At 35.0% G+C, this 12,455-nt stretch carries 14 protein-coding genes and 1 tRNA gene; 9 read left to right on the top strand and 6 right to left on the bottom strand.

Features of this window, described 5'->3' with window-relative positions:
* Window position 1: 1 nt before the first annotated feature.
* From hemW to CIN_RS01985, 3 genes are all read left to right on the top strand, one after another.
* Window positions 2-1,174: a radical SAM family heme chaperone HemW gene (gene hemW / locus CIN_RS01995; RefSeq protein ID WP_008853383.1), complete on the top strand. Its 1,173-nt coding sequence runs from the start codon at window positions 2-4 to the stop codon at window positions 1,172-1,174.
* 29 nt (window positions 1,175-1,203) lie between these two features.
* Window positions 1,204-1,623 carry a DUF1489 family protein gene (locus CIN_RS01990; RefSeq protein ID WP_040363691.1) on the top strand — a complete coding sequence of 140 codons (420 nt, stop codon included), beginning with the start codon at window positions 1,204-1,206 and terminating at the stop codon, window positions 1,621-1,623.
* Between the two features lie 92 nt (window positions 1,624-1,715).
* On the top strand, window positions 1,716-2,270 hold the full coding sequence (locus tag CIN_RS01985) for an SPOR domain-containing protein (protein WP_008853381.1): 555 nt from the start codon (window positions 1,716-1,718) through the stop codon (window positions 2,268-2,270).
* A 12-nt stretch (window positions 2,271-2,282) separates the two neighbouring features.
* Here CIN_RS01985 and CIN_RS01980 read toward each other — a convergent pair whose 3' ends face one another.
* The gene (locus tag CIN_RS01980; RefSeq protein ID WP_008853380.1) at window positions 2,283-3,647 is read right to left on the bottom strand and encodes a hypothetical protein; all 1,365 of its coding nucleotides are present in this window, start codon (window positions 3,645-3,647) and stop codon (window positions 2,283-2,285) included.
* Window positions 3,648-3,831: 184 nt separating this feature from the next.
* Here CIN_RS01980 and CIN_RS01975 point away from each other — a divergent pair, with 184 nt between their 5' ends.
* From CIN_RS01975 to CIN_RS01965, 3 genes are all read left to right on the top strand, one after another.
* Window positions 3,832-4,941 carry a lytic transglycosylase domain-containing protein gene (locus tag CIN_RS01975; protein ID WP_040363690.1) on the top strand — a complete coding sequence of 370 codons (1,110 nt, stop codon included), beginning with the start codon at window positions 3,832-3,834 and terminating at the stop codon, window positions 4,939-4,941.
* On the top strand, window positions 4,923-6,104 hold the full coding sequence (locus tag CIN_RS01970) for a DUF3142 domain-containing protein (protein ID WP_040363689.1): 1,182 nt from the start codon (window positions 4,923-4,925) through the stop codon (window positions 6,102-6,104). The genes CIN_RS01975 and CIN_RS01970 overlap by 19 nt, the downstream gene beginning before the upstream one ends.
* A gap of 109 nt (window positions 6,105-6,213) precedes the next feature.
* Entirely contained in the window at window positions 6,214-7,194 is a 981-nt protein-coding gene (locus CIN_RS01965; protein ID WP_008853377.1) for an AEC family transporter, read from the top strand.
* Between the two features lie 12 nt (window positions 7,195-7,206).
* On the opposite strand, the gene CIN_RS01960 is transcribed toward CIN_RS01965, so the two are convergent.
* From CIN_RS01960 to CIN_RS01950, 3 genes are all read right to left on the bottom strand, one after another.
* Window positions 7,207-7,791 carry a YdcF family protein gene (locus CIN_RS01960; protein WP_211475700.1) on the bottom strand — a complete coding sequence of 195 codons (585 nt, stop codon included), beginning with the start codon at window positions 7,789-7,791 and terminating at the stop codon, window positions 7,207-7,209.
* Window positions 7,792-7,926: 135 nt separating this feature from the next.
* The gene (locus CIN_RS01955) at window positions 7,927-8,145 is read right to left on the bottom strand and encodes a hypothetical protein (protein ID WP_040363688.1); all 219 of its coding nucleotides are present in this window, start codon (window positions 8,143-8,145) and stop codon (window positions 7,927-7,929) included.
* Window positions 8,145-8,393: a hypothetical protein gene (locus CIN_RS01950; RefSeq protein WP_139016915.1), complete on the bottom strand. Its 249-nt coding sequence runs from the start codon at window positions 8,391-8,393 to the stop codon at window positions 8,145-8,147. The genes CIN_RS01955 and CIN_RS01950 overlap by 1 nt, the downstream gene beginning before the upstream one ends.
* Before the next feature lie 334 nt (window positions 8,394-8,727).
* On the opposite strand from CIN_RS01950, the gene CIN_RS01945 reads away from it, so the two are divergent.
* Both CIN_RS01945 and CIN_RS12135 read left to right on the top strand, forming a co-directional pair.
* Window positions 8,728-9,312 carry an NAD(P)H-dependent oxidoreductase gene (locus tag CIN_RS01945; RefSeq protein ID WP_008853374.1) on the top strand — a complete coding sequence of 195 codons (585 nt, stop codon included), beginning with the start codon at window positions 8,728-8,730 and terminating at the stop codon, window positions 9,310-9,312.
* A 423-nt stretch (window positions 9,313-9,735) separates the two neighbouring features.
* Complete coding sequence (locus CIN_RS12135) at window positions 9,736-9,867, top strand: hypothetical protein (protein WP_008853373.1); 132 nt, start codon at window positions 9,736-9,738, stop codon at window positions 9,865-9,867.
* Between the two features lie 367 nt (window positions 9,868-10,234).
* Here CIN_RS12135 and CIN_RS01940 read toward each other — a convergent pair.
* Both CIN_RS01940 and CIN_RS01935 read right to left on the bottom strand, forming a co-directional pair.
* Window positions 10,235-10,325: transfer RNA gene (locus CIN_RS01940), tRNA-Ser, on the bottom strand.
* Window positions 10,326-10,386: 61 nt separating this feature from the next.
* Window positions 10,387-11,364 (bottom strand): bile acid:sodium symporter family protein, encoded by a 978-nt coding sequence (locus CIN_RS01935; RefSeq protein ID WP_008853372.1) that lies wholly within the window; start codon window positions 11,362-11,364, stop codon window positions 10,387-10,389.
* Between the two features lie 130 nt (window positions 11,365-11,494).
* On the opposite strand from CIN_RS01935, the gene CIN_RS01930 reads away from it, so the two are divergent.
* Window positions 11,495-12,445, top strand: coding sequence for a hypothetical protein (locus CIN_RS01930; protein ID WP_008853371.1), 951 nt, complete (start codon window positions 11,495-11,497; stop codon window positions 12,443-12,445).
* Window positions 12,446-12,455 lie beyond the last annotated feature (10 nt).

The raw sequence follows: 12,455 nt of genomic DNA, 5'->3' as shown, positions 1-12,455 counted from the left end.
GATGAAAACAAACATCGAAAATCAGCAACGAGGCATTGGCCTTTATATTCATTGGCCTTTTTGTCTTGCAAAATGCCCTTATTGCGATTTTAACAGTTATGTTTCTCAACAAATTCCACAAGAATCTTACGCCAAAGCGTTAGTTCAAGAACTCACCATCGCTTTAACAGAAATCCCTAAAGTTCCTCTAACCTCTATCTTCTTTGGTGGAGGAACACCCTCCTTAATGTTGCCTTCTACGGCTGAAAAACTCATTGATACAGCAACCTCTTTATTACCTGTTGCTGAAAATATAGAAATCACCTTAGAAGCAAATCCAACCAGCGTTGAAAATCAAAAACTAAAAGATTTTTACCGTGCTGGAGCCAATCGTGCATCTCTTGGCATTCAAAGCTTAAATCCCACCGCTTTAAAAGCCTTAGGACGTGAGCACTCTGTATCTCAAGCCATTGAAGCACTGACTTTGGCAAAACAAATCTTTGATCGTGTTTCATTTGACCTGATTTACGCTCGTGAAGGGCAAACAGCAAAAGAATGGGAAAGTGAATTGCAAGAAGCACTATCACTTACCAATGATCATTTATCATTATATCAATTAACCATTGAGCCAGGCACTATTTTTGCCAAGCAATATCAGCAAGGGAAGATCACTCTCCCCAATGATCAACTCAGCACTGAACTATTAACCATCACAGAAAACATTACTAACCAATATGGTTTACAAGCCTATGAGGTTTCGAACTATGCCAAGCCTGGTGCGGAAAGTCGCCATAACTTAACCTATTGGCGCTATCAAGATTATATTGGTATTGGCCCTGGAGCCCATGGTCGCGTAACATTAGACCAAACTTTATACGCAACAGAGCGTCATAAGAACCCAATGAAATGGTTAGAAACCGTTCAGAGCCAAGGCCACGCTTTATCCGTTAAAGAGGCCCTTACGTCCATTGATAAAGCACAAGAAATGCTCTTAATGGGATTACGTTTAACGGAAGGCATACAAACGCGTGTATTTGAAGAACGATGTGGGATCAACTTTAGTGAGGCTATTAATATGCCAATGCTCATGGCTTTAGTCGAAGAAGATTTCCTTTCTTGGAATCAACATTGCTTAAAAACAACGCCTCAAGGTCGTTTACGACTTAATGCCATCTTGGAAGCCCTCCTGAAATAATATATCTTAGTATATAGAAAGGATTATTTATGCTTCATATGATGAAAGTTGCCGTTGGAATTACGGATATTGAAGAGTTACAACAAATCAATCTTCTCTTGGCAAAAGAAAATAAAGGATATCCTTACACCCTTACCCGTTTCCCTCCAAAACAAACCGAAGAGATTTTAAACGGAGGCTCGTTATATCGTGTCATCAAAGGATCTTTATGCTGTCGGCAGCTCATCACAGATTTTGTTCCTAGTACACGAGAAAACGGTAATCCTTGTACGCAAATCATTTTAGAGCCAGAAATTATTCGTACACAATCTATTGCGATGCGCCCCTTTCAAGGGTGGCGTTATCTCAAACCTGAAAATACCCCCCAAGATTTAAGCATTAATGGAAATCAACTTCTTGAAATCCCTCCGAAACTACGTAAAGAGCTGGAAGAACTGGCATTACTATAATATTCTAAGAGGAACTATAAATATAGTTTGAAGCTCTTGATATTCTTCGATATATAGAGAATGTTTATTTCTTTATCATACAGAGTATCATAATGGTTTTTATCAACAAATCTTTGACTGCCTATCCATTATCTCTAATTCGTTTATTACCATTAGCACTATTACTCTGTGTCACAGCATGTGGCGGTAAAAAAGATGATTATGCCTCTAAACCTGTCACCATTGCACCTAGCGAGCGTGAAATCCCTTCATCCAATCCAAATGAACCTCCTATTATTATCCTTTCACCAACTTCTGGAGATGCCGGATATACACCAGCAAGTGCAACTATCTCTCGTCATACAAAGAAAAAAGTGATTTCAGCTCCAGCAGCACCATCTTATACCCCTCAAACCTCCTCTGCTAGTGGGAAAAATTATGGGGTACAAATCGGAGCTTTTTCTTCTAGTGCTTTAGCAAATCGTGCAGCAAGTCAAGCACGTCAAGGAGCATCACAGCTCTCTTCTGCAAAAACACAAATCGATACGATTTCTAAAAGTGATAAAACATTATATCGTGTAAAACTAACAGGCGTAAGCGAAAACACTGCCGCGCAAGCATGTTCTGAACTCACACATAAACAAATTCCTTGTATTGTTACAAGATAATCATCTGCCGCACTACACGATAGCAAATTGTTCTGGCTTATTTGATTGAGTTTGATGAAAACCATTATTTTCAAGAGACTCTACATAAAAACAAAGCTGATGATCTAGTGTATAAATCATCGCTGTATGCTCTTGCTTTTCTATAACAATCATATCCTTTGCTTGCCCCTTAACATGTAAAGGGACTAAATATATTATTTCTTCACGATATTTGAGCTCAAATAACATATCTTCCCATATACAAACCAATTTAAAGCATCCTTGCGCTTCACAAAGTCTTACAGGAATAACATTCATATTCGATACAAATTGACGAGTTACGATCATCTTTTTTTGTATTTGATCAAAAACAAGCATAAATCCATTATGTGCAATTAAATATGGTAAATTTTGAGTATGAATATCAGGGGGTACCATATGCTCTTTATGGGTTTGATCCGCTTCATAAAAGCTACAGTTTAATAACATTCTTAAAAAACATATTTGTAATAAATTGCGACTTTCTTTGTGATGTCCTTTTATTTTCAAAAGGTAAATCAACGTTAAATTCTTTTCATAATCATCAAATAGTAAATCGTTATTTTTAATATATGAAAATTTTTTACTAATTAATAATTTATATATCCATAGTGGATAACGATTTATTAATAATACAATTTTACTATAAATATTATAAATATGATGCCTACGAATTTTAACAACTTGCCGGATAATCTTTGGATCATCTTCAGTAACCAAAATATCTAAAATAGACTTAAATTCTTCGGATCCTTTTAAACTATTCACAACTAAATGATGAGCAAATAGCACAGGGACCAAGACGGTATTCGGTAATTTTTCTATAATCTGATAAACATGTTGATGATCAATATCATTATATCCAGCTAACCCTTGATAAGTATCATGAACAATATATAGTTTTCCAGAAACCTCGTGGGGATGAATCGTCGTTTCTTGAATAGAATAAGGATCTAATCGATCAACTGTCCTTTGCATAATCCCGCAAACAGATGCAACCGATGCATCCAACGTATATCGAGCTCCCATAGCAAAAACAATATTCGCATGCAGCTCTGCAGAGAATTTCAAAGCAGCATAAGCCCCCATTGAAAGTCCTATAATAATGACTTTTTGATAATTTTGCGTTATCTCATTACATAATGGAATAATATGATGCATATCTGAATGCTGATAAAAATTATCAATTTTTGTCGTAATTCCGAGACAAGACAACTGATACTTTTCTGCAATAGGTTGTAAAAAATAACGATGATGTGCTTGATCTGTTTGATCTGCAGATGCAAAAGTGATTAAAATGTAGTCACTGGTTCCTTCGTGATAATGTAGCAGAAGTTCTTCGCCTTCAAAAATGACCATTTAATATCCTTTATCACAACCATAATATATAAGCTTTATATAGCACAAAAGCTTTTTAAATAATAATAGATAACAACACGTTGATTATAATCGTTTTTATAAATACACGAATATATTTTGAACAAAACAATAATCATCTGATATAAACGATATAAAAGTTTAGTAAACTAGGATAAAAATAATAATGAAATTCCATACCAACACCACAAATAATTCATTATTATCTTTTTTACGTTTTGCTCCAATGATAATTTTACTATGCCTAACAGCTTGCGGAGGCGGAGGCAATAAAAGCAAAAAAGGAGCTCTCGTTACCTCCTCTCGTTACAGTAATTATATGGACAGCCACCCCAATTGGCGCCCACCAGGGCCTGCTGCAGACCCTTGGGGACCTTATATTAATCAATCCTCGCAACGCTTTAACGTCCCGGACCAATGGATCCGTGCGGTGATGTTACAGGAATCTCGTGGATATCAATATTACAATAAACGCCCCATTACCTCACCTCATGGCGCCAAAGGATTAATGCAGTTAAAAACGCCTACTTATCTTGATATGGCTAAACGTTATAATCTAGGCAAAGATCCCTATAATCCGCATGATAATATTATGGCTGGCACTGCTTATATTCGTATTTTATACAATCAATTTGGTGCACCAGGATTTGTTGCTGCCTATCATGGTGGACCAGGAACACTCAGCAATCATATTAACCGGGGTGCTGCTTTACCAAAATTAACAAAACAATACTTAGCTGCTGTTTCTCCTAAATTAGGTAATGATGTGCCAATGAGTGGTCCGTTTGCTAAATACGCCAGCAGTTCATCTCGACGCGTTAATAGTAAAACACCTCTACCTCTAGAAGCTTATTATCGACCCAAGTCTTATACTCCAACCACGATGGTCGCTCAAAATACAGTCTCTCCTCCTCGACGTGTCAAAACAACAAGCGTTGCTACAAGTTATAAACCGATGACACCAATTTATCCTGTACAACGTCAAGCTCCTCCTGAGGTTGTTCAAGTGGCTTATGTTCCTAGTGCAAATACCAGCGGAAACTGGGGTGTTCAAGTGGGTGCTTACTCTTCAGCGGGGCTGGCACAACAAGCAACGTCTCGAGCTCAACAAAATTCTGGTGGGATTTTATCTTCTGCTAGCCAATCCATTCAAGTCGTCAATAAAAATGGCTCTCCTTTATATCGTGCACGGTTAACAGGCGTAAACCAAATCGCTGCCATTCAAGCGTGTCGTCAACTAAAACAAAAAGGCATGAATTGCGTTACTGTACATTAAAATACGGATATAAATTTTTACAACTTGTTGTAATTTTTTCTGTTTTTTGTTTAACACAGACAACGCATCTTAATCGCATCTTGCGTCAAGATGTTTATATTTGGCAAAAAAAATGGGTCGATACCTTAAAACCCGCTATTGAACAAACAATACCGTATATCACTGGATGGCGTTTTTTAGCAGGTGAGTATGAACCTGACGGGCAAGTCATTTACCCATCCGTGCAATTTGATCTTTTAAAACAAACAAACCTTCCACTAACGGCCGTTTATCGTTTTGATCGTTTGCGTCCTTTACCTTCTGCGGATGAAATTCTATCACTAATCGTACAATCTCCGGCCTACAAAACTTATCATATTCACAATATAGAACTGGATCTCGATTGGCCAACTTCTAAATTAAAACTCTATATTCAATTATTACAATCTTTGAAAACAAAACTACCAGAAGATATAAAACTTAATATCACGATGATCCCTGATTGGATGCGCTCTCCCATTTTTCCTCAAATGACCGAACAAATTCCTAATCCTGTTTTACAAGTCCATAGCATCGATAATCCACAAGCTGGATTATTTATCCCTCAAAATGCATTGGCATATATTCAGAAAATGAATCGTTTAACACGTCATAATTTTTACGTTGCCCTTCCCACTTACGGTTTAAAAATACAAACCACACCCACAGGAAATATTTATGCAATCGAAGGGGAAAATGACTTTAAATCAGGACATTTGGGCAAAGAACTTTATAGCGACCCTAAAAAAGTCAGGTCTTTGATTGATTCCTTACAAGAAAATACACCATCTCATTTAAAAGGAATTATTTGGTTTCGCCTACCCATTACCAATGATAAACGCAATTGGAGCCTTGATACATGGAAAGCAATAATTTCTCATACCCTTTTAAAGGGAAAAATAATCACTCAAGAAATCCCTGATCCTAATAATCCTGGCGCAATTAAATTAACCTTAGTCAATCAAGGGAATATCACTTTACCTTTACCAAAAACAGTTTCTTTACGATGTTCTATAGGAGACGGCTTCTTTCCCTATCAATTAACAACAACCTCAAAAGGGCAATATAGTCTGTCTTTAATCCAACAAACCGCTCCATTAAATACTCATCAGCAACGCGTTATTGGGTGGATGCGGTGCGAATAAAAACTTTTAATCTATTACATGAACAAGAAAATTACTTTTCTTTCTTTATTTGATAGTGATACTACTTTTACGCAGTATAAAACTTCACAAATAAAAAGCAGCTTCCTTTATGGGTAATATATTACAGTCTTTTGGGATCGTTATCCCTATTTTATTGATTTTAGTCTTTGGTTTTTTATCAGCCAAAAGAAATATGTTTAGAAATAATGCCAGTGCCATTTCTGTTATCAGTAAGCTAGTTTTAAATGTAACGTTACCTCCGGTCTTATTTGCAGGAACATTAAGTGTATCTAGAACACAGTTGCACGGTGCATTATTATTATGTATTGCCTTGCTGATCAGCACCATCACGCTTTATCTCATTTGCTTTTTTATCGCGAGAATTATTTTTAAGCGCAATATTGTTCAATCTGCTATCGCTGGATTAGGAGGAAGCTTTTCTGCTGGCCCTTTCTACGGCCCTGCCTTACTGAATCCCTTATATGGACATGGCAGCGATGTTGCCATTAGTATGATTGCTTTAGTCATTAATCTGGCGTTAGTTCCGCTTGCAACAATCATGATTGAAATTGATCTTGAAAAAAAGAATGGAACAGAACAAAAACCAATTTATCAACTGATTGGTAATTCCATCTATCATGCCATCGTCGAGTGCCCCTATGTTTGGTCGCCTTTACTCGCTATTATTCTGTTATTATGTGGCGTTGAATTACCTAAATTTATCAGCGATACCTGCTTCCTCATCGGAAAAGCCACTTCTGGAGTAGCTATTTTTGTCGCTGGTATGACATTAGCGGTCAATCGTTTTAAATTTACAATAGAATGCATCACTTTTGCTGCAATTAAAGATATTGCATTCCCAGCGATATTCTTTATTGTTGCTTCCTGCTATTTATTAAAGTCAGGCACAAATATCTTTAACGAAGGGCTTTTATTATGCGCCATGCCCTCTGGCCCTATGATTATTCTACTCGGAAATCATTATAAACAATATCAAGAAGAAGCTGCCTCTATTCTCGCCATTTCAACCGTATCAATGATTGTAACTGTTTCTATTTTAATCGGGTTATTACATTTATCCGTTCCATAAAATAAATAAACATTACTTAAGATGAAATAAATAAGCTGGATAACCCAACATCTCACGAGGCACAGAAAAAAAATCACGCCAAGACATATATAATGGAGACGCTTGGCCAATGTCTTGAATACCCTCATCTTTAAAGGCTAAACGCGTACGCGGAATATGGAAATATTGCGTCACAATAATCACTGATTTTAGATGATGATCACGCATATACTGTAATGTATTCTGCGCTGTTGCTCTGGTATTAAACCCCTCTTCATCCTCAGAAATAACTTGCTGAGGTATTCCATGTGCAATCAGATAATCCGCCATGACACGAGGTTCACTATAGCCCTCTTTTCCTGTACCGCCACTCACTAAAATACGTGGGGAAAATCCTTGTCGATACACATGAATAGCCTCATCTAAACGCGCTTGAAGTCCTTGACTAGGCGTGCCGTCCAATTCAACTTTGGTTCCTAAAACCACAATTAAATCTGCTTTAAATAAATGATCTTTCAAACCACCAATAATAATATAAAGCATGGTCAAAACATAAATAACCAAGACCATACACATCAAGATCAATTGCAATCGATAGCGAGTAACGAATTTAATCATTAAGTTGTACAACCAAAATAAAACGTAATTTATAATATATTATTTTATAGCTACTCCGTTACGGAATAGCTATTGATATTGATCAAATACTCGTAAAACTCCTTCATTACATAATGAGTAAACAGCTCTTAAACTCTACTCCTGATGACAAGCATTCAACATATCCCTCTGTTTTTTATAATCAATAAGATATTGAATAACCTGACTATCCTCTGGAACATTTACGAGTTCCTGTTGTAATTTTTGTTGTGACTCTTTAGAATATTCAACAGGTTTTGGACAAAGAGAAATAAAATGTGTCTTGGTGCATGAACATAAAAGTATCAGACATCCAATGCCAACAAACTTCCGCATTAAAAATCTCCTTTAGAGAGACTTTGTAACAAAGAACTTTTATCTGATGGTGCTTTTGCTTCTGCTTCTTGCATTTTCTTTAATGATGCAACGGCAGCATTGCTATTCTGTAAGTCTTGTTGCTGCTCTTTAATTTTTGCATTTTTACTCGCTAAGCGATGTCCAATTACAAACATCGCCAACGGAACAAACAGCTTCGTTACATATTTTTGTGCAAAAGATACAAAAAAAGTTATAATATTAGTCAATTTTACGCTCCATAAAAAAGGCATAAAAAAAGACGCTAATGCGCCTTACTTTATGCCGTATGCTTAAATTTATTAATGATTTTTTAGCTATTAAAATAAAATATACAGTAACAATAATTATATTTTATATATATTCTTCAATGGTTTTTTTAGTATATACAAAAAACCATTACAATAATAATACCATACCTATTTGTGCAAAACAATCAAACAGTTTTAAAGAAACTACTCCATCCATTTACACAATCTATTCGACTAGACTTACAACAATACTAAAGCTGTGCTAGCCTATTTGATTACGAAATTAACCTGTAATTATCAAAGGTATTTAATAATGAAAAAGATTTTACTCATTAATGGTGGTACTCATTTTGGTCACTCTGGCGGACAATTAAACGAAACACTCCATCAATTTGCATGTAAACATTTAACTGAATCTGGATATAATGTCCAAGAGACACAAATTAAAAATAGTTACACTCCTCAAGAAGAAGTTGAAAAAATTTTGTGGGCAGATGTAATTATTTATCAAATGCCTGCTTGGTGGATGATGATGCCTTGGCAGCTTAAAAAATATATGGATGAAGTTTATACTGCTGGTCACGGATCTTTATATGAAAGCGACGGCAGAACCAGAAGCAATCCAAAAAAACAATATGGCACTGGTGGATTATTACAAGGCCGCCGTTATATGCTCTCCGTCACATGGAATGCGCCAACCGAAGCGTTTAATGAAGTTGGTAATTTCTTTGATAGCAGAGGTGTCGATGGTGTTTATTTTGCATTCCATAAATCTCAACAATTTTTAGGAATGAACAACTTACCAACCTTTATGGTCAATGATGTCATTAAAGACCCTCAAATTGAACACTATCTTTCTGAATATAAACAACATTTAACCAAAGTATTTCCATTATAAAATATTTATACGATATAAATATTAAGGGTATAATAGGTTTATGCTTAAATAATAAATCTATTATATAAACAGTTTTATTATATAATATCTAGCAGTTTAAAATCCTCTAAAATATAACAACTTATCAAGCTTTCATCTTGTTTCCTGGATTTGATGAATGTAGTATTTAAAAGACACTTTTTACCTAATTATCCTAATTAAAAAGATATTTTTAGAAAATCATTTTTTTGCTATATTTTTGAACTAAATTAACCTTAATTGACTCATCAAATAATTTCTACAAAACGATATAAACAAAATGATTTTAACATGAAATTATTATTTCTCTTGCCAATCTTATTATTAGAATTAACAAATTGTAACAGTGTGGATTAGGCCAACGTTGCCAGCACATACTTTAGTGTATCAGAACCATATTAAAAAATGGCACAAGACAAGGTCGATTGGAAAAATGCAACACCACAAGAACGAAACTATAAACTCCTAACAGGTGAGTATCCTGCCCCTACTCTGTCTGCCATGATGAAAAGAGAATATAAAGCAGACAAAAATTAAATTTAAAAAAAAATATAAATCTGTTTAAAACCTATCTCCCTCACAAACTGCACACCACCGCTGCCACTAATCACATTGTTGCTGATAATCTGGTTATTACCAACTTCAACAGTTGATTTGATCTATATAATAATAACGTATTTTAAATAAAAATCACTTGATCAGCAATTTTAAACAGTAAAAATATTGAGAGTTCTTTTTATCAAAAGATCAAATATTTTATAATAAATGCTCAAAACTCTATATTGCGTTAAACATCAAAACAACAAACACTGATACTATTTAAAACATCCGATATGTTTTATGATGGGTAAGATTTAATTTTTGATGAAATACATAATAAAATCAATATATCAACTGATCTTAATGGCGGAGGGGGTGGGATTCGAACCCACGGTACGCTATTAACGCACGGCGGTTTTCAAGACCGCTGCCTTCAACCACTCGGCCACCCCTCCATTTTGTAAGAAAACGTATATACGATTTTATATCTCTTTGGCAAGTAGAATTTTTATAAATTTAAATTTCTTTTTCTGCATCCTCTTTTTTATCCATTAATTTGGCGCAATACCTCGCAATAATCGCAATAATAAAAAGTTGAATTTGATGAAAAATCATTAATGGTAAAACAATAATTCCCACCATATTGGATGGGAAAAGAACATTTGCAATTGGTACACCTGAAGCCAAAGATTTTTTAGATCCGCAAAAAATAATACTAATCCGATCTTTTGTATGAAACTTTAATATTTTACTAATAATGGCAGTAATGAGTAACACTAACAATAATAAACAAACATCCATCCCAACAACATACAATAATTGTTCAATATTCAACTTCTGCCATAAATGCATATTTACCGCCTCACTAAACGCACTATAAACCACGACTAAAATAGAGCCTCGATCCGAAAATGATAATAAACGTCGATTTCGAATAGCCCACTCTCCTATCCAAGGTTGTAATAATTGCCCTGCGATAAAAGGTAGCAATAATTGATAAACAATATCTAACGTACCATCGAGCTTCATATGACCTTGGCTGCTAAAAATAAATCCTGCCAATAAAGGCGTAATAATAACCCCCATTAGATTAGAAGCTGTCGCAGAACAAATAGCCGCTGGAACATTTCCTTTTGCAATTGAAGTAAATGCAATTGAAGATTGAACTGTAGACGGTAAACAACACAAAAAAATGACACCTGTCCATAAACCAGGAATCAATAAATGCGGAAAAAAATAACGAAGTGTTAGACCAAGAATCGGAAATAAAGCAAATGTGCACAAGAAAATTAAAAGATGTAACCGCCAGTGCAATAACCCCTCCACCATTGCTTGACGAGATAGTCTGGCACCTTGCAAAAAAAACATTAGCGCAATGGCCGCAATGGCTAAATGATTAAAGAAAGCGACCCCGTCTCCATAACAAGGAAAGAAAGAAGCTAATAAAACTGTGGAGATTAATGATGCTAAAAAAGGATCGACAAATTTAAACATTTTAAAAGATAACCTTCAATAAAATCAGGTAAAATATAAGAGAACATACAATTCTTTCTTTGATATATCAGAAAATCTCTATATATTTTAAAAAATAGTATCAATAATTTATTATATAAAATTAATCATCATGTACAAAAAAACGACTTTATTTACTCTATTTGGACTTTCTGTAATTATTTCAACAACGCCCTACACTGCCCATGCATCACAATTATGGCAATCATATTGCTCTACCGTGACCACAGGTAGCAGCAAGATTAGTAACAACAACACATCAGCAACAAATTATACAGTTCAAGCAGTTGATAATCCTGCTATCAAAATGACGGCACAACAATTAACTGCAAGTAAAACCAATAATACATTATCAAGCGATCAGCTTAAAAGGGTCTCTAACATTACATCGACAGGTATTTTAAACCTCGTTCTAAATCATCAAATGAAACAATGTAATAAAAGTTATTATACGGATAGCTTAACCCCTTTAGTCAATAGTCTTCAACAAGGAAATAATGTTAATTTTACATGGAATAATGTGCATATCCAAAACGGAAAAGCTTCTTACAAAGCTAAACTGTTAACCATGCAACTTAGTGGGCAAGGTAGTAATATTCATATTATTATTCGCTTTTCAGGCTTATCTACAACAGCTCAACAAAAAACACCTACTGCTTTAATTCCCGAACAAGGAGTAATTGATGTCACGACAACTCCACAAGTCTATCCTTTAATTTTAGCAGCAACGAGTGGAAATACAGATACTACATCTTCCAATACAACATTACCTATTAAAATTAATACGCTAAATATAAAGAACGCTCATACTACTATTTCTGCAAACGGAAATGTAACTATTAATAATAAAGCTTCACTTACTTCTGCTAACGGCCTGTTACAAATTACAAATATGCAAACGCTTATTGATGCTGCTAGTGCTACACATAATAGTAAACTAAAAACCGGCTTGATTTTGGCTAGATTTGCAGGACGCTCCGTAGGTACCGATAAATTAGAATGGGACATTCAATGGCAAGGAAACCTATTCAAGGTAAATAGTGTTCCGATTCCTGTTTGGTAAAACTATAAAT

The sequence above is a fragment of the Commensalibacter intestini A911 genome (assembly GCF_000231445.1).
In the GTDB taxonomy this organism is placed as follows: domain Bacteria; phylum Pseudomonadota; class Alphaproteobacteria; order Acetobacterales; family Acetobacteraceae; genus Commensalibacter; species Commensalibacter intestini.
Note: the sequence above shows the minus strand (reverse complement) of the source record. Positions and strands in the feature narration are given on the sequence as shown.

Excerpts from the sequence above, each read along its gene's own strand:
- CIN_RS01980 (WP_008853380.1), bottom strand. The coding sequence starts at position 3,647 with ATGGTCATTTTTGAAGGCGAAGAACTTCTGCTACATTATCACGAAGGA.
- CIN_RS01930 (WP_008853371.1), top strand. The coding sequence starts at position 11,495 with ATGTACAAAAAAACGACTTTATTTACTCTATTTGGACTTTCTGTAATT.
- CIN_RS01965 (WP_008853377.1), top strand. The coding sequence starts at position 6,214 with ATGGGTAATATATTACAGTCTTTTGGGATCGTTATCCCTATTTTATTG.
- CIN_RS12135 (WP_008853373.1), top strand. The coding sequence starts at position 9,736 with ATGGCACAAGACAAGGTCGATTGGAAAAATGCAACACCACAAGAACGA.
- CIN_RS01945 (WP_008853374.1), top strand. The coding sequence starts at position 8,728 with ATGAAAAAGATTTTACTCATTAATGGTGGTACTCATTTTGGTCACTCT.
- CIN_RS01985 (WP_008853381.1), top strand. The coding sequence starts at position 1,716 with ATGGTTTTTATCAACAAATCTTTGACTGCCTATCCATTATCTCTAATT.
- CIN_RS01955 (WP_040363688.1), bottom strand. The coding sequence starts at position 8,145 with ATGCGGAAGTTTGTTGGCATTGGATGTCTGATACTTTTATGTTCATGC.
- CIN_RS01935 (WP_008853372.1), bottom strand. The coding sequence starts at position 11,364 with ATGTTTAAATTTGTCGATCCTTTTTTAGCATCATTAATCTCCACAGTT.
- hemW (WP_008853383.1), top strand. The coding sequence starts at position 2 with ATGAAAACAAACATCGAAAATCAGCAACGAGGCATTGGCCTTTATATT.
- CIN_RS01990 (WP_040363691.1), top strand. The coding sequence starts at position 1,204 with ATGCTTCATATGATGAAAGTTGCCGTTGGAATTACGGATATTGAAGAG.
- CIN_RS01960 (WP_211475700.1), bottom strand. The coding sequence starts at position 7,791 with ATGATTAAATTCGTTACTCGCTATCGATTGCAATTGATCTTGATGTGT.
- CIN_RS01975 (WP_040363690.1), top strand. The coding sequence starts at position 3,832 with ATGAAATTCCATACCAACACCACAAATAATTCATTATTATCTTTTTTA.